15 protein-coding genes are annotated in these 17,584 nt (G+C 42.2%); 6 read left to right on the forward strand and 9 right to left on the reverse strand.

From position 1 onward, the window contains the following. The first annotated feature begins 29 nt into the window (after positions 1–29). The 3 genes from GKO22_RS08520 to coaA all read left to right on the forward strand — a co-directional run bounded on the left by GKO22_RS08520 (position 30) and on the right by coaA (position 2,742). Complete coding sequence (locus tag GKO22_RS08520) at positions 30–1,259, forward strand: nucleoside recognition domain-containing protein (protein WP_166334133.1); 1,230 nt, start codon at positions 30–32, stop codon at positions 1,257–1,259. A 94-nt stretch (positions 1,260–1,353) separates the two neighbouring features. Then, positions 1,354–1,725: a methylglyoxal synthase gene (locus tag GKO22_RS08525; RefSeq protein ID WP_166334135.1), complete on the forward strand. Its 372-nt coding sequence runs from the start codon at positions 1,354–1,356 to the stop codon at positions 1,723–1,725. A 63-nt stretch (positions 1,726–1,788) separates the two neighbouring features. Continuing rightward, positions 1,789–2,742, forward strand: coding sequence for a type I pantothenate kinase (gene coaA, locus GKO22_RS08530; protein WP_166334137.1), 954 nt, complete (start codon positions 1,789–1,791; stop codon positions 2,740–2,742). Here the strand turns inward: coaA and GKO22_RS08535 are convergent. The 3 genes from GKO22_RS08535 to GKO22_RS08545 all read right to left on the reverse strand — a co-directional run bounded on the left by GKO22_RS08535 (position 2,729) and on the right by GKO22_RS08545 (position 7,858). Continuing rightward, the gene (locus GKO22_RS08535) at positions 2,729–3,640 is read right to left on the reverse strand and encodes a mechanosensitive ion channel family protein (protein WP_166334139.1); all 912 of its coding nucleotides are present in this window, start codon (positions 3,638–3,640) and stop codon (positions 2,729–2,731) included. The genes coaA and GKO22_RS08535 overlap by 14 nt on opposite strands. Positions 3,641–3,780: 140 nt before the next feature. Then, the gene (locus tag GKO22_RS08540) at positions 3,781–6,261 is read right to left on the reverse strand and encodes a S9 family peptidase (protein ID WP_166334141.1); all 2,481 of its coding nucleotides are present in this window, start codon (positions 6,259–6,261) and stop codon (positions 3,781–3,783) included. A 148-nt stretch (positions 6,262–6,409) separates the two neighbouring features. Then, entirely contained in the window at positions 6,410–7,858 is a 1,449-nt protein-coding gene (locus GKO22_RS08545) for an exonuclease domain-containing protein (protein WP_166334142.1), read from the reverse strand. Positions 7,859–8,108: 250 nt separating this feature from the next. Between GKO22_RS08545 and GKO22_RS08550 the strand changes: the two genes are divergently transcribed. Beyond that, complete coding sequence (locus tag GKO22_RS08550) at positions 8,109–9,314, forward strand: acyl-CoA dehydrogenase family protein (protein ID WP_240920224.1); 1,206 nt, start codon at positions 8,109–8,111, stop codon at positions 9,312–9,314. Beyond that, positions 9,304–11,406, forward strand: coding sequence for a 3-hydroxyacyl-CoA dehydrogenase NAD-binding domain-containing protein (locus GKO22_RS08555; protein WP_166334143.1), 2,103 nt, complete (start codon positions 9,304–9,306; stop codon positions 11,404–11,406). The genes GKO22_RS08550 and GKO22_RS08555 overlap by 11 nt, the downstream gene beginning before the upstream one ends. 17 nt (positions 11,407–11,423) lie before the next feature. On the opposite strand, the gene GKO22_RS08560 is transcribed toward GKO22_RS08555, so the two are convergent. Genes GKO22_RS08560 through prpB form a run of 3 tightly spaced genes read right to left on the reverse strand, consistent with a single transcriptional unit; the run spans position 11,424 to position 14,956 of the window. Further along, positions 11,424–12,887 (reverse strand): bifunctional 2-methylcitrate dehydratase/aconitate hydratase, encoded by a 1,464-nt coding sequence (locus tag GKO22_RS08560; RefSeq protein ID WP_166334144.1) that lies wholly within the window; start codon positions 12,885–12,887, stop codon positions 11,424–11,426. A gap of 43 nt (positions 12,888–12,930) precedes the next feature. Further along, complete coding sequence (gene prpC / locus GKO22_RS08565; RefSeq protein WP_166334146.1) at positions 12,931–14,085, reverse strand: bifunctional 2-methylcitrate synthase/citrate synthase; 1,155 nt, start codon at positions 14,083–14,085, stop codon at positions 12,931–12,933. Continuing rightward, entirely contained in the window at positions 14,072–14,956 is an 885-nt protein-coding gene (gene prpB / locus GKO22_RS08570; RefSeq protein WP_166334147.1) for a methylisocitrate lyase, read from the reverse strand. Before prpB ends, prpC begins: the two co-directional genes overlap by 14 nt. 430 nt (positions 14,957–15,386) lie before the next feature. Between prpB and GKO22_RS08575 the strand changes: the two genes are divergently transcribed. Beyond that, a complete protein-coding gene (locus GKO22_RS08575; protein ID WP_166334149.1) occupies positions 15,387–15,809 on the forward strand; it encodes a sigma-70 family RNA polymerase sigma factor in 423 nt (140 codons plus the stop codon). 42 nt (positions 15,810–15,851) lie between these two features. Here the strand turns inward: GKO22_RS08575 and GKO22_RS08580 are convergent, their stop codons facing one another. The 3 genes from GKO22_RS08580 to GKO22_RS08590 form a co-directional block, all read right to left on the reverse strand. Further along, entirely contained in the window at positions 15,852–16,505 is a 654-nt protein-coding gene (locus GKO22_RS08580) for a response regulator (RefSeq protein ID WP_166334151.1), read from the reverse strand. A gap of 97 nt (positions 16,506–16,602) precedes the next feature. Further along, the gene (locus GKO22_RS08585) at positions 16,603–16,974 is read right to left on the reverse strand and encodes a response regulator (RefSeq protein ID WP_166334153.1); all 372 of its coding nucleotides are present in this window, start codon (positions 16,972–16,974) and stop codon (positions 16,603–16,605) included. A gap of 9 nt (positions 16,975–16,983) precedes the next feature. Next, a complete protein-coding gene (locus GKO22_RS08590; RefSeq protein ID WP_240920225.1) occupies positions 16,984–17,583 on the reverse strand; it encodes a chemotaxis protein CheB in 600 nt (199 codons plus the stop codon). Between the last annotated feature and the right edge of the window lies 1 nt (position 17,584).

Below are 17,584 nucleotides of genomic sequence, written 5' to 3' on the forward strand. Positions count from 1 at the left end.
TACATTTACCCCGCACAATCCACATTTATATGGCGCTAAATTACGTTTGGGTATCATTTTTTCTGATCACCTTTGTCGTGGCACTGATTAAACTAATCGGAGGAGACACCGAAGTTTTCCAACAGATTGTAGATTCATTATTTAAAAGTGCAGAAACCAGCGTCACCATCAGTATCGGTCTTGTTGGCATGATGACTTTCGCTTTAGGGATTATGAAGATCGGTGAACGTGGCGGTATGATTACTATTTTTGCGCGTATAGTTGGTCCATTTTTTCATAAACTATTTCCAGAAATACCCAAAAATCATCCAGCGCTGGGATCAATCTTAATGAATTTCTCCGCCAATGCTTTAGGGTTAGATAATGCCGCTACACCGTTAGGTTTGAAAGCGATGAAGGAGTTACAGGAGCTTAATCCGAAGAAGGATACCGCTTCTAATGCCCAAATTATGTTTATTGTGCTCAATGCCTCAAGTCTAACGCTTTTGCCATTTTCTGTCATGGCTTATAGACAAGCAGCTGGTGCGGCGCAACCTTCCGACGTATTCCTTCCGATATTAATTGCCACTTTCTTTTCTACACTCGCCGCCTTGATATTGGTATCTATTTATCAACGCATCAATCTCTTTAACAGGGTTGTACTAGCTTATTTGGGCGGCTTGTCTCTGTTCGTCTTTGGAATGTTGTTTTATTTCAACACGCTGAGTCCAGAAGAGATCGGTGTGATTTCTCGCGTGGTTGGCAATGTTACTTTGATGAGTATTTTTGTTTCTTTTATAGCCCTTGCCTTTATCAAGGGAATAAATGTTTACGATGCGTTTATAGATGGTGCTAAGGAAGGTTTTGATGTGGCGGTAAAGATTATCCCTTATCTCGTAGCTATTCTTGTTGGCATTGCTATATTCCGCGCTTCAGGCACGATGGACTACATCATTAACGGAGTCGCTTACGCGGTGGCGCTTGTAGGTCTGGACACAAGCTTTGTAAATGCCTTGCCAGTGGCTTTGATGAAACCATTAAGTGGCAGCGGCGCCCGCGGATTGATGATCGACCTTATGAATGCCAAAGGCGCAGATGATTTTGCTGCACGTGTAGCTTGTGTGATTCAGGGATCTACAGAAACTACATTTTATGTTTTAGCGGTTTATTTCGGATCGGTCTCGATAAAGAATACGCGACATGCTCTACCTTGTGCCCTCCTAGCCGAATTGGTCGGCGTCATCGCAGCAATCGTGGTTTCTTATCTGTTTTTTGGATAGCCGCTGCTAAAATAGTATCTTGTAGTAATCTCCAGATATTCACAGATTCTACAAATAAGTCAGAGATAAATTATAATTCCTACTCCATAATAGAATGAAGACAATCGCTCTCGTAGCACACGATGGAAAAAAAGCCGAAATGGTGGCTTTTGTAAAAGATCACAAAGATTCGCTTTCCAAAGCACATATCGTAGCCACTGGTACGACAGGTACTTATGTCAGACAGACGGGTTTAGAAGTTGAACTGAAACTTAGCGGCCCCAAAGGTGGCGACGCCCAGATTGCAGCATTAGCTGCTGAAGGAAAAGTTGATGGAATTATTTTCTTTCGTGATCCACTTGGAAAACATCCGCACGAGCCAGATATTCAAATGCTTATGCGCATTTGCGACTTATATAATGTGCCGTTGGCTACCAACCCTGCCACAGGTGGATTGATTTTGGATGGCTTATTAGCATCTATTTGATTTAAATGTTAGGAAAAATATAGATCTATAGGTTTATATTTGTGCCAGCAAAACACGTAAATCATGTCTTCGATACAAGAGCAAACGTTTACCAATCCATTTCGCACCTTCACCAAAGAGGAGTGGAAAAAACTTAATGGTAAACGATCACATAATATGGCTGCGTCCGACTTGGATAATCTCCGAGCGCTAGGTGAGCCGCTGAACATTGCCGAGATCGAAGATATTTACTTTCCGCTATCGAGTCTCATTGAGCTGCATATTCAACAATATCGATCTTTACATACACTCAGCAATGATTACTTTCATCGTGAAGAAAAACGTTTACCATTTATCATTGGCATAGCCGGTTCGGTGGCCGTGGGCAAAAGTACAACAGCCAGAGTTTTGCAGAAGGTATTATCCTTATTACCAGAAAAACCAAAGGTAGATTTAGTAACAACGGATGGCTTTTTGTACCCCAATGCCGAACTAATTGCAAAAGGTATCCTTAATCGTAAAGGTTTTCCAGAAAGTTATGACACACGCTTGCTATTAAGCTTTCTATCAGAGATGAAGTCTGAGAATAGAACTTACAAATTGCCTTTGTACTCACATCTGGTGTATGATATTGTACCTAATGAATATCAGACCATTGAGCAGCCCGATATCTTGATTGTGGAAGGAATCAATGTATTGCAGGTAAACTCGCAAAAACAATCCGGCAACGGGGTTTTCGTATCCGATTTTTTCGATTTATCTATTTACGTGGATGCGGCAGAGGAAGATATTGTTAGTTGGTACATTGATCGGTTTGAGTCGCTCCGTGCAACAGCTTTTCAAGATAATACCTCCTACTTTCATAAATATGCCGATATGTCGCCGGAGGAAAGTCAAAAAATGGCCAGCGGAATTTGGAATGAAATAAACAAACCAAATTTACATGAGAATATTCTTCCGACACGCTATCGCGCAGATCTCATTCTTACGAAAGATGCGCAGCACTTTGTAAAAGAGGTAAAAGTTAGACGGATTTAGCTGCGGTCGCACTCTGCTCGAACTTCAGCACTTCTTTCAATATTTCGTTTTCGAGTCGCCTGTGTAATTTATTGCTGTTGCTCACGGCATGCAAATCGATACGATATTTCACGTAATCTTTACCAATCTCCACGACTTTGAGCTCCATCTCTTCACCGTCTTGCAGATTGGGATGCGCTTGCAAACTTTCTCGCAAGGCTGATTCTAATAGCTCCACCTCCAAAGCAACATCTAGTGGCAACTCAAATTTCACCGCAAATAAACTGGATGGATGCGCCGAATGGTTCGTCAACGTAGATGTAAATACCATATTGTTGGGCACCATCACCATATCGTCTTCTTCGTCTTGAAATACAATATTGGCTAAAGTAATATCAATAATTCGCCCCTGCTGATTACCTACTCGTATGCGATCTCCTATAGATAATTGATCGGAGAACATGATGATCAGGCCACTGATCATATTGGTAATATAATCGCGAAAAGTAACCGCAATGGCCATTGCAACTATTGTTAAGCTGGTTACGAACTCTAGGGGATTGATCCCAAAAAAGATCATCATGGCAATGATGGCGCAAATAGCATTGGCTACGGCGGTCAACCGGTTTACTCCCAAAACGAAATTACCTCGCACTGCTCTATTGGCGTTTCGTGCGTGATAAATAGCAATAAAACTGTATCGAATGATCGAGAAAATAATACTGGGTATCAAGAACGTATACGCGGCAAGCAGCATCTGCATCGGAAAACTCCGAGCCCGCTTGGATTCTGGACTCAATGCATATATTTCTTCAAACTGCACCTGACTCCAAATCAAAATTCCTGCTATCACGATCTTCAATATAAAAATCATGATCTGCCTAGAGCGCCGTTTATTATTCGAATAATCCGTATTCATAGTCGACTAAAGTAGCTAATTTTCCATTTATTTTTATCGCTGCTGTACTTTTTCCTGCAAAACAAATGCCCATCTGTGATTGGATGGGCATTTGTATCCTAAGTAGCATTCGTGTGCTACAGTGGTCGGTAATGGTATGACTATCGACTTAACGGTCTTTCGCGATTCATTTCCACCATATCCACCTCATCCATTTTTGAATCACCGATCAGATGTTGGGAAAAATAGTCGGCCATTTTCCAAAAGAAATATTCGGTCATATCGCCAAAAGCGTGTCTTTGCCCTGGCAATAACAAGAAATCAAATCGTTTATTGGCTTTGATCAGGGCTTCCGCCATACGAATAGAATTGGCAGGGTGCACGTTATTATCAATATCGCCGGTGGCGATCAATAATTTACCTTTCAAGTTCTTAGCCAAGACCGAATTGCGGTCAATGTCGTACGTAAACGTAGTATCGCCTTTTGTAGAGATCTTCTCGCCTACGCCATGATGGCGTTCGCTCCACCAACGGTTGTAAATATTATTTTCGTGATTACCAGCTCCAGATACAGCTACTTTGAAGAAATCTGGATATACGAGCATGGCGGCGGTAGACATAAATCCTCCACCCGAATGACCGGTGATGCCAACTCTATTGACATCGATAAATGGATGGCGATCGGCCAACTGCTCGGCAGCTACTTTTTTGTCTTCCAAACCATAATCGCGCAAATTGCCATAACCATAAGTATGATACCATTGCGAACGCGCAGGGTGTCCACCACGATTACCAACTGTGATCACGATAAAACCCATTTGCGCCAACCGATCAATACGATCCATGCTACGACCAAAGGATTTGTTTACCGCTTCTGTTTGTGGACCTGGATATACATATTCTACTACCGGATAAGTCTTAGTCGAATCAAAATCAAAAGGTTTGTACATCACGCCGTACAAATCGGTAATGCCATCACCGGCTTTGACCGTGAATGGCTCTGGGAATTTGTATCCAGCAGCAAACAAAGCGGACAAATCTGCTTTTTCCAGCTTCATCACCAAACGACCATTAGCAGCGTATAGATTAGATTCTGGTGTGGTATTTACGCGTGATGAATTATTGACGAAATAGTTACCGCTTTCGCTTGTGGTGATTTGATGATCAAAATCACCCGAGTTTAATAACTTAGGCGTACCACCGTTTAAAGACACACTGTAATAATGTAAGAAATAAGGATCTTCTCCACTTTCCTTGCCATTGGCCGTAAATAGAATGGTATTTCCTGCCGATTGATAAGCTTGCACATCATCCACATTGTACGTCCCGGAAGTCAACTGGCGTTGAAGATTTCCTTGATTATCGTACAGGTACAAGTGCCCCCAACCATCACGTTGCGACCAATGTACAAACTGTTTGCCATCATTCACCAAATACGGTTTGTGAATGTCTTGGTACACATTCGAACGTTCTTCTACCAGTGTACGCACGTTGCCATTGATATCTACGGCTAATACATCAATGCGTTTTAAATCGCGACTTGATCGCGAAATGTAAAACTCTTCGTTGTTGCCATGCCAATAGCCCACATAACGCTTGCCCGTATAGCTGCTTTTATCTCGGTCTTTTCTCCAAATACCGATCGTCTGATTTTTATAAGCATTTACGCCCACACGTTTTGGCGACAAAGTTTGTGCGTTGAAGATATACAGTTCCGTTTCGGTAGAATCTACCTCACCGGGCATTTGATATTTGTACGTTTCGAGCGTTGGGCGCTTCGCTCCTACATTATTAATAACCCACAATGGACTTAAATGGCGCCCATCCTTGCGTGTTAAAACGAAATGCTGACCATTGGGCGACCAGCTTAAGTAAACTGCTTTGCGCTTTTCTTCCTCGTCTTTATCGCCGCCAGTAGTAATGCTATATTCATCACCACCCCAAGCATAATTCAGCACGCCATCCGTAGTGAATTGATGTTCTACAATCGTGCTATCTTTCTCATCCTTCACCGCTTTATCGTAATCGGCCTTGCTCATCCAATACAGATTGAACTTTTTGGCAAAGTATACGCGCGTGGTATCCGGATTGAAGTTAGCCCACGAAAGGGTGTTTTTTTCTTTCGTTTGGTCACTGATTTCGCGCAATGCACCCGATGCTAGATCGTATTCTAGGTGAAATACTTTTTTCTTAATCGTATCCGATTTGTTTTTCAACTTCGCGATCTCTTCCTTGCTCTTGATCGTATCTTTTGTGCTTTGCACTTCAAATTGGATGCGTTTCTCGTCGTCGGTGAACCGTAAATCTTTTAAATCCAAATGCTGGCCATCAAAAGGATTGCGCACGATGCGCGTGATCTTTGCAGCCAAATCGTCGTGATCAAAAAGTAATGATTTCCGCTTTGCGGCAGGATCTACCAAATACCAGTTTTTGCCAGCTGGTGAGCTGTACTCGTACCAAAAGCGATCGGAATGATTAATCCAATTAGGAGACACGCTGGTAGAATGTATCAATTTCTTTAACTTCTCAGGAGAGAATTTGGCAGCTAATGCATAATTTGCTTTCTGCTTCGTTTTTTCTTTCTCTTGCGCAAAGGCAAAAGTAGCGAAGCAAACTAAACAAGCTATAAAAAGTTGTTTCATGGGATGAACTTGCAGTTAATTAGTAATAGATGTGGTCGAAATTACTTTATTTTAATACATTTTCATTCTTCGGTATGTAATATTTTAGTGTGAATAGCGCCAATTACGAAAGTTTTGAGCTTTTCTTCGAATAATTTCGTGAATTGAATTAAAGCAACTTCATACGAAGCTCTATTGGCTTTAAAATAGCAGCTTCGTCCAACTGTTCTGCATCTATCGTAATTACTTGATGTCTGCTGGTAGATTTTACCAGAAAAGATTCAATCAATTGCATCATGTATTCATTGCCGTGATGCCGTTGCAGTTCGCTTTTGTAATCCGCCCAGCTAGTGGATTGGCTTTCCGATGGAATGTAGCCCATACCGTAAAACTTCCCTTTTTCGATCCAAATACAACTTTTCTCTTGCTCATCGCGGCCGCGATCGACAATAAAATAGCTTGATGTATCGGCCTGTGCCAATTCGACAGCGGCAGCCACTTTCCCATTATACAATTCCTGATCTGGCAGATCTTGAATTCGGCGTACGAGATCATTAGCTGTTTGTGGTAGCCGCACTTCTAAAGGAAAATGGCAGAAGCGAATATCCAGACCAAGATCGTTGATCATTTTTCGAAACACAGCGGCACCTTCACGCAGACTATAAAAAGATTGGATGCAGGTTTGGTGTTTGAGAAGCTTCGTCAAGCTGAGATGTTGATACCCGTCCATTCCGATGTAACTCACCAATCCAAACTTAGGTTCTACTCGCTTCAATGCACGGTTATATTTCGGCCACAGCCGATTGATTTCCAAACATTCCAACAATAAGGCCATAAGCTCCGTACCGCAGCGTTCGTACGAAATATCATAAATCTCCTGCAGGAAACCTTGCCGTTTTGCTTGTATATTGTGCCCACTGAAATGCCCGGCAACTCGTTTTTTTATATTAATAGCTTTACCAATATAGATGACTTTGCCCGATCGATCATGGAAATAATATACTCCGGCCGTGATTGGTAAATTATCGAAGGTATTTTGTGAAAGATTTGCTGGCAAACGTTGTTCAGAACCATTTTTGCGGAGCATTTGCGAAAATACCATTTCGCTATCTGCTGCTAGAAGCAGATCGAAAAGTGCGACTGTCGCGGTGACATCACCACCAGCGCGATGTCGATCTTGTACGCGAATGTTTAACACATCGCATAGGCGACCTAAACTGTACGATGGCAATCCAGGCTTGATCTTGCGAGCCAATCGCACCGTACACAGCTTAGGAGCCTGCCATTGCCATCCAGCTTCGCCGAGCTGATGTTTGATGAAGGAATAGTCGAAATTTACATTATGCGCCACGAAGATGCGATCTTTCAACAACGTATAAATAGTTTCTGCTATTTCGGAGAAAAGTGGTGCAGCAGACACCATATCGTCCGAAATGCCAGTAAGACCAAAAATAGCTGGTGGAATAGGCTGCTGCGGATTGACTAAGATTTCCCAACGTTCGATCTCCTCTACGCCATTATGAATAGCAATAGCTATCTCCGTGATTTTACTTCGTTCTGCACTCCCACCCGTCGTCTCAATATCGACAATAGCATATTCCCGCAATCCTTTTGACATGTTTTCCAAATTGACGCTCAAATATACTAATTTATTTAGCATTTATAAGTGGGCCATATCCGTGGAATAAAGTAAAAATAAATTTTCTTTACCAAACTTTGTGTTTGCTTATAATTTTTGCAATAAATGAAGCAGGCAATTTATATTTCAAACGAACTATTTTAAAATATATAAAAGTCTGTTAACGGGGTCTCTGATACGATTTATTCGAATTTAATTAACTTACCCTAACTATACTTTAAACCGAGATATGATGATTAATAATGCCCTAACTCCAGAACACCATGCTTTTCGCGATAGCTTACGCGCCTTCATCAAAAAAGAAATTATTCCCCATATTGACTCTTGGGAGAAGAACGGACAAATTGAGCGTAGCATCTGGAAAAAGATGGGCGAAATGGGTTTTTTAGGTTTGAATTTTCCGGAAGAACTGGGAGGGTTGCAACTCGACTTTTATTATTCCATGATATTCTGCGAAGAGCTTTCCAAATGCTTTTCTGGTGGATTTACCATATCTGCGTTAGTAATTCAGTACATGTCTGCTCCTTATTTGTGGAAGTATGGGTCTTCCGAACTACAAAAACGTTATTTGGAAGGCATTATTAGCGGTGATTTGATCAGTGCTATTGCCATCACGGAGCCAGGTGCGGGTTCTGACGTCAAGAATATAAAAACTACGGCCCTACGCGATGGTGACGATTATATCATCAACGGGTCTAAGACTTTTATCACCAACGGCTACTATGGAGATTTTTTTATTACGGCAGTAAAGACGAATCCTAAAGCTGGCATTAAGGGAATTAGCTTAATAGTGATTGACCGAAACGCAGAAGGCGTATCTGCTCAAAAGATTAATAAAATGGGTTGGCATGCATCAGACACAGCAGAATTGCATTTTGATCAAGTTCGCGTTCCAGCAAAAAACTTAGTGGGACAAGAGAATAGCGGCTTCACCTATCTCATGGGCGGTCTGCAATTAGAACGACTCACGGCCGCGATCCACAGTTTATCTACCGCGGAATCGGCTTTGGAATATGCCTTGGACTATATTCAAAACAGAAGTGCATTCAATCGTAAGCTGAAAGATTTCCAAGTGTTGAGGCATAATATCGCACAGATGGAGGCGGATATTCTCGTTCAAAAAGCATTTTTAAAACATTGTTGCGACCTCCAACAAGAGCAAGTTTACGCGGTCAAAGAATGCTCGGTCGCCAAATTGCAAGCTAGTGAACTAGCCAATCGTGTGGTGAGTCAGTGCTTGCAATTGTTTGGCGGATACGGCTTTACAGAAGATTACAAAATCGCCCGATTGTATCGCGATGTGCGTGTAGGTACAATTATTGGTGGTACATCAGAGATCATGTTGGAGATCATCGCAAAGATGACGATTGATCAAGTAGAGTACAACACAACTGCTTCTCAAAACCAGCCTCAAAAAATTTCATATGACGAATAGTTCTAACCTTGACGGATTTAACATTCTGCAACATCCGCAAGGTGTTGTAGAGATAGCTGTCAACCTACCATCCAATCAAGCGCTTTCTTTAGCGCATATCAAAAACTTCTTTAGCTTGGCTGATTCTTGGATTAGCCGTGATCATGTTAGTGCGCTATGCTACTCCATCGATGGTAAAAATGCCGCTATAAATCCAGACTACATTACATTAGTCGAACAAGCAAAAGACGAACAATCCTTTCGAAGTGATCTGGATAGAATAGATCAACTTATTCAGAAAATCCGAATCTATAATAAGCCATTAATCGCCATTCTACGCGGAGATTGTGTAGGCATTTATTTCGCTTGGACATTAATTGCCGATTATCGTTTGGCACTAGGCGAAAATGTTCGGGTTGGATTTCCGGAAACTGCCTTTGGCATGTTACCTTCATTAGGTAGTGTTACTCGCATGATACAGCTCTGGGGCGAAGATTTTGCTTTTCGAATTGCCACACAATCTACGCTACAAACGATACCCGAAGCTGTATCGCTTGGTATTATTGATAGACAGGTAGAAAATAAGGAAGATGCGTTAATTATTCTTGTCGACTACGTACAACATTTAAAAGCCATTCCACAACAAACGGCATCCGCTATTCAAGAGCACCAAAAAATACTTGCTACGCCGCGCATTAATCCACTTTTTGCTGGAGTTGAGGCCTATCAGGCGCTTATCCTAAAATCTCAAGATGGTCTTGATGATTATGCACTGCGCCAACTAGAGCATGATATGTACATCAATACTACCTTATCTGATCAGGTGGTTACCATGCTACGTACGAACTATTATGGCATGCGCTCGGCCAAAGAAAGGATCAAGCAAATTGCTGAAAATACATCGCGAGAAATGACAAAAATTGGGGTCATTGGTGCAGGTATGATGGGCTCTGGCATCGCTTACGAAGGCGCTCGTGCTGGTCTGGATGTGACTTTAGTAGACACTGATCTTGACAAGGCCGAGCACGGCAAAAATTATGCGCAAAAGGTGACCGACAAGCTCGTATGTCTAAACAAAATGACGGTTAGCGAGCAAAAAGCATTAGTACAAAGGATTCATGCTTCAGAGCAGTTTGAAGATTTAAAATCGGCCGATATCTTGATAGAGGCCGTTTTTGAAGATATCGCACTGAAAACGAAACTTATTGCAGACATATCACCAAATTTGGCCGCGCAAACGGTGTTTGCTTCGAATACAACTTCTTTACCCATTGGTCAATTGGCGCAATCCAGCCAAAATCCAGCGTCCTTTATTGGTTTGCACTTCTTCTCACCCGTAGATCGGATGCCGCTAGTGGAAGTCATCTTGGGTAAAAAAACGGATCAAAGCACGATAAATGCCGCGCTAAAAATCATTCATTTACTAAATAAAATACCGATCGTTGTCCAGGACGGGCCGGGATTTTATACTTCTCGTATTTTCTTTAATTATTTGTTGGAAGGAATAACGATGGTGCTCGAGGGAATACCAGCTTCAATGGTAGAGAAAGCCGCAAAAAAAGCAGGGTTTCCAGTTGGTCCCTTGTTGGTATTGGATGAAATATCTTTGCCACTGATGCTGCACGTGTACGATCAACTGCCCGCTTTGCATGAAGCGCAAGAAGCGGCTTACGCTCATCTTAAAAAGATGATAGCGGCAGGGAAAACTGGGCGCAAAGGAAAGGCAGGTTTTTATCCCTACGACGAAAACGGAAAACGCGGTGAAGTGGTCGATGAAACGACAGCAAGTAATGCAGCAAATATTGATCTAGATATTCTGGGCAAACGACTGCTCCATGTCGTTGCACTTGATGCGTTTCGCTGTTTGTCAGACGGTATTATTGCTCAACCAATCGATGGTGATATAGGTTCCGTATTGGGAATTGGGTATGCGCCGCATACAGGCGGTGTATTTGCACACATAGACCAAGTGGGATTAGCAAAATTTGTCTCGGAATGCGATGAATTTGCGTCGCATGGCGCGCAATGGCAAATACCGAATGCTTTAAGAGATCTAGCTGCGCAAGATTATCGGTTTTACGACGGATTCCAAAGCAATTGGAATCCGTCGTAAAACCGATTTTAAAATTACTAGCGTACCGGATAAGGTACGGCTAATAAATCTGTCAATTCGTTAACGGCCAAATTTCGGAATGTTTCGTAATCCAGCGTGTTCTCCAGTAACTGCGTTTGCTGTTTCCCTGCATATACCCTATAGAGGTTGACTTTATATTTAGCAATCAGTTTTGGAATGCCTTCATCACGACGGCGGCGGTGGCCAATCGGATATTCTACCACCACTTCTGGTAGTGTGCTCCCATCTTGAAAAGTAACTTTCAACGCATTGGAAATGGCTCTTTTCTCTGGATCATGGTAATCGGCTGTGAATTGCGGATCTTCCACACAAGTCATTTTGTCGCGCAGCACATCAATACTTGCATCTGATGCGATAGCGTCTTCATAATCCGATGCCGTTAGTCGGCCAAAAATTAATGGAATAGCAATCATATATTGCATGGCGTGATCGCGATCAGCAGGATTATGCAGCGGACCTTTCTTATCAATGATGCGAATAGCGGCTTCGTGCGTGCGAACAGTGATAGCTTTTATATCGTCAATCGTTTTGTCCGCTTCTTTTAACTGCTGATGAATAGTCATGGCTGCTTCTACCGCTGTTTGGGCATGAAATTCTGCTGGGAACGAAATTTTAAACAATACGTTCTCCATCACGTAAGATTCGTAAGCGCGCTGGAACTGAAATGGCTTTCCTTTAAAAGAAACATCGTAAAACCCCCAGATTGGTGCGCTTAAAACCGAAGGATAACCCATCTCTCCAGTTTGCGCGATCAATGCCAGTCGTACTGCGCGCGAGGTGGCATCGCCAGCAGCCCAAGATTTCCGACTTCCGGTATTTGGCGCATGGCGATAGGTACGCAAGGATTGTCCATCGACAAAGGCTAAAGACAAAGCATTTATAATTTCATCCTGCGTTAGCCCCAACAATTTTCCAGCTACCGCCGTAGATGCTACTTTTACTAATAGTACATGATCTAGTCCAACTTTGTTGAACGAGTTTTCCAATGCCAACACGCCTTGTATTTCATGCGCCATCACCATCGCTTCTAAGACCGCATGCATTTTTAGCGGTGCTTTGCCGGCCGCAACGGCAGTTCGGCTAATCCAATCAGAAACAGCCAATATCGCACCTAGATTATCCGATGGATGTCCCCATTCTGCGGCCAACCACGTGTCGTTGAAATCCAACCAACGTACTAAAGCGCCAATGTTAAAAGCTGCTTGCACGGGATCAAGTTGATACGAAGTGCCCGGAACTTTAGCACCGTGCGGCACGAGCGTACCTGGAATAATCGGACCGAGTAATTTCGTACAGGCTGGATAACTTAAGGCTTCCAGTCCGCACCCAACCGTATCTAAAAAACAATAATGAGCGGTCTGTAATGCGAGATCACTTTTTATTTCATAGTTTAACACATAGTGAGCAATATCTATCAGCACCTGATCTGGCTGAGGTCTGTCATTAGAAATATGAGACATAGAGAATAGTTAAATTTTGTTGTGTTGTTGTTTAAAGAGAAGCTTATCCGCGCTTGTCTAAAGGCACATACGCACGATTTTCTGGCCCGGTATAATGGGCACTTGGTCTTATTATTTTGCCATCCAAGCGTTGCTCGATAATATGTGCTCCCCATCCTGTTAAGCGCGCTAATACAAAGAGCGGCGTAAACATATCCGTGGGAACGCCCATTCGGTGGTACGATACGGCCGAGAACCAGTCCAAATTGGGAAACATTTTCTTTTCCGCCCACATCACGCTTTCTAAGCGTTCAGCAATTTCATACAAAATCGGCTCATTTGCTTCCGCACTTAATGATTTTGCTACTTGCTTGATGACCTCATTTCGCGGATCGGAAGTCACATACACCGGATGGCCAAATCCGATGATCACTTCCTTATTGGCTAGGCGTTGGCGGATATTATCTTCTGCTTCATCTGCTGATGTGTAGCTATTTTGAATCTCAAAAGCCACTTCATTTGCACCGCCGTGTTTTGGTCCGCGTAGTGCACCAATTGCTCCCGCAATAGCCGAATACACATCAGATCCTGTCCCAGCGATCACACGTGCGGTAAATGTTGACGCATTAAATTCATGCTCCGCATACAGATTCAATGATATTTGCATCGCTCTTGTCCAGCTATCGCTGGGCGATTCTCCATGTAGTACATGTAGAAAATGTGCGCCTACCGTTTTATCATCGGTCACTACATGCACTTCCTTGCCATGATACGCAAAATGATACCAATACAATAAGGCAGAACCTAAGCATGCGATCAAACGATCAATAATGTGCTGCGTTTGTTCTATTGTTGGTTTGGCTGGCTCTGGCTCCAAACTTCCTAAAACAGATACCGCAGTGCGCATGACATCCATCGGATGGCTTCTTCGTGGTAAGCGTTGTAGTACTTCCTTTAATTCCTGTGGCAAATCCCGTTTAGATTGCAATTCAGATTGATAAGCAGCCAGTTCCTTCGCGGTCGGTAATTCGCCATATATCAAGAGATAAGCAACTTCCTCAAAACTAGCTTGTTCAGCTAATTCTAATATATCGTAGCCACGATAGTGCAAGTCATTACCATTCTTACCTACGGTAGACAAACTGGTATTGCCTGCCGCTACACCCGATAGCGCAACACTTTTTTTGGGTTTAAATGCGTGTTCATTACTTTCCTTCATCCTGCTTTTGATTTAAGTAGTCTTCGTATGCGTAATAATTAATGCTTTGATAGAGTTCTTCTCGTGTTTGCATGCTGGATATAGCATTGGCCTGAGAACCATCACGGCGAATGGTTTCGAATACATTTAAGGCCGCTTTATTGGCTGCACGAAAGGCAGAAAGTGGATACAAAACCATATCGACGCCTACTTCCGATAGTTGTTGTGTGGTAAATAATGGCGTTTGTCCGAACTCGGTAATATTCGCTAAAATCGGTATGGATAATGCATCGGCGAAGCGTTGGTAATCGTGCAATTCGGTGACTGCTTCGGCGAATATAAAATCGGCGCCGGCCTCCTGATAAGCCACCGCCCGTGCAATAGCGGCATCTACTCCTTCAACTGCTACAGCATCAGTACGCGCCCCTATAACAAATTGCGGATCTGCTTCTTTAGCATCAACAGCTGCTTGAATCCGTTCGACCATCTCCTGCGTAGATACGACTTCCTTTCTCGGGCGATGCCCGCAACGCTTGGCGGCTACCTGATCTTCCATATGTACGCCTGCCGCTCCAGCTTTCAACACACTACGAATTGTACGTGCAATATTGAAAGCGCTGGCACCGAAACCCGTGTCGATATCTACCAACAGTGGAAGATCACACACTGCCGTAATACGTTCAATATCGGTAAGTACATCCTGTAGCGTAGTGATGCCTAAATCGGGAATACCTAAAGAACCAGCGGCTACACCACCGCCAGAAAGATAGATCACGCGAAAACCTGCTTGCTTAGCTAAAAGTGCGTGGTTCGCGTTTATAGTTCCTACAATTTGTAACGGATTTTCTTTTGTGAGTATCTGTCGCAACTGAGCACCGGCGGAATTTGCCATCTTAAAAAATTGTTAATGCGTACGCGTTTATAATTTGGCTGCGCATGGCTTGTGAGACAAGCGCGAAGCTTTTTAAAGATAAACATTATCTCACAACTAGCAAAACGACGGAATAAATGAGTTTGAAGAATCTCGCGATCTATGTTTGTTTGCGCGATTTATACGTATTACACGGGTCAAACCACGTGTTTTTCGAGTTAGCTACAACTGCCAGTAAGCAGTATCTCCACTTAGGTAATAAATCATAAAAATATGATTTACAGATAGTTAAATAAACAAAAGTTTCTTAACACCATTAATAATACGTATTTTACACACACGATAACATAATCCCAAAAAGGATAGTGTGAGTTATCGGTAGCATGGTATTTGTAACCAAAAGAGCAATACGATTGATATAAAATCATTTCACATTTTAATAAAGGTTCACATGAAGATGCAATTGTCCACCACAGTAATTAAAATGAACACCTTACAGATTACAATCAAAAGAGCGCTTGACCACAGTGTTGGTTTTTTATCACGTCATTTATTAAGGGCAGTACCATTTCCAACAGACGGTATGCCAATCGAACCTTTAGCACAAATTATGTCTAATAAGCAGGTGCCATTGCCCAATAATTCACAACCAAAACCAGAAAATACAACAAACGAAACAGATCGTTTACGTTCTTTTGAGGCAGGTTTGAATGCAATAGATGCGGATTCGTATACACCATTTATGATGCATATAGAAGGTTATAAAAACTGTGAAATTGCAGATTACTTAGGCTTAACAGAAAACCAAGTTACCTTAACGATCAACAAAGTACGTACATTTCTACAAACACACGATTACTCTATAGATAATTAATCTAAGAAGAATTTAAGAAGTCCGTATAAATTGGAGAAGAGGCTAATCAATCAACTGATGATTGATAGCAAACCGGATGAGTTCTACGTAATTCTTGGAAGTTGTTTTATCAAGTAGTTTCTGACGATGGCCTTCTACGGTGCGCTTGCTAATAAATAGCTTTTCGGCAATATCCTTGGTCGTGAATCCATTTACCAACAACTGCAATACATCGTATTCTCGCGACGATAAATCTAAGTCACGCAACACTTGCTCGGGCTCTGGTTTTACTTGCTTGCTCCCAAGGGATTGTAACATCCGGATACTAATTTCGGACGATAAATATTGACCACCTTTACCCACGTGCGAAAGCGCAAATAATAACTCATCATAATCGGCATTCTTAAGCATGTAAGCTTTAGCGCCAAGAGACATTACTTCTTTCACTTCCTGATCACTATCAATCATGCTTAGGAACACAACCTTAATATCAGGGAAACTAGTACACATAGCTCGCATCAATTCTGAACCGCCGATACCATTCATGTTCATATCCGTGAGCAGAATATCCACCTCAGAATTATTGCTAAGTAGCGCAAGCACTTCTTCACCACTCTCAGCCTCTGCAACGATGTTAATATCCGGTTGAGTCTCCAGAAGCAACCGTATGCCATTTCTAACTACTTTGTGGTCGTCAGCTAATATAATACGCATCATGTTATACAATAATACTAAAAATTGATCTAAAAAGCCATAGCTTTATGAGTAAGATATTAGCTACGCATGGAAATATTTTCAGAACGAGTATGACAGATTACGAGTGCTTTTCCAACACTTGTTTGACCATCTCTTCAAGGTCAAAAATATTGAATGGTTTAGACAAATAAGCCTCTGCCCCAGCTTTCTCGGCCAGAAGATGCACTTCATTATTAGCAGAGCAATAAATAACAGGAATGCTTTTATACACGGGATGTTGTTTCAATAATTGGGTTGCTTTCATACCACCAATTTCTGGGATCCAATTATCCATGAGTATCGCGTCTGGTTTGGTCTCCTCTACGCGTTCTATAATATCATGCGATGTTTCGGAGACGGCAACATTATAGCCGGCGTCCGTCAATATAATATTACAGACATCTAAAATATGTTTATCGTCGTCAAAAATTAAAATAGTCTTGTTATGCATGTTGGTATTTTACTGATTATTTGTCTTATTTGCAAGCGTATTAATTAATTTTGCCATATCGGCTGGCTTTATGATATAGTCCGGATTTACTTGCGTCATGGCTTCTCGTGGCATCAAGTCAACTTCGGCGGTTTCAGGATCCTGAATGATGACCAACCCTCCGGCAGTTTGTACATACTTTAACCCTAATGCACCATCATGATTCGCGCCAGAAAGTAATATAGCAACTGCCTTTTCGCCAAATATCTCTGCACCAGATTGAAAAGTGACATCAATAGATGGGCGTGAATAATGCAATTTTTCGGAGTAATCCAGTGCTAGTTCCGTAGGCGTTTCCAACAACACATGATAGTCTGCAGGTGCTAAATAAATGGTGTTAGGCTCCAGAGACATTTTATCCTCGATCTCGAAAACCTTTAATTTTGTATGCTTTTCAAAGACAGACTCCAGTTGCGAATCTGCAGCCGCTTTACGATGTACTACTATGATGATGGGAAATCCGAGATTTTCATCTAAATCTGGCAATAGATCAAAAAGTACTTTAAGACTGCCGGCAGAGCCACCAATCAATAAAACACCTGTATCCCTGTTTCCATTTTTTCTCATCATC

It is taken from the genome of Sphingobacterium chungjuense (genome assembly GCF_011316935.1).
In the GTDB taxonomy this organism is placed as follows: domain Bacteria; phylum Bacteroidota; class Bacteroidia; order Sphingobacteriales; family Sphingobacteriaceae; genus Sphingobacterium; species Sphingobacterium chungjuense.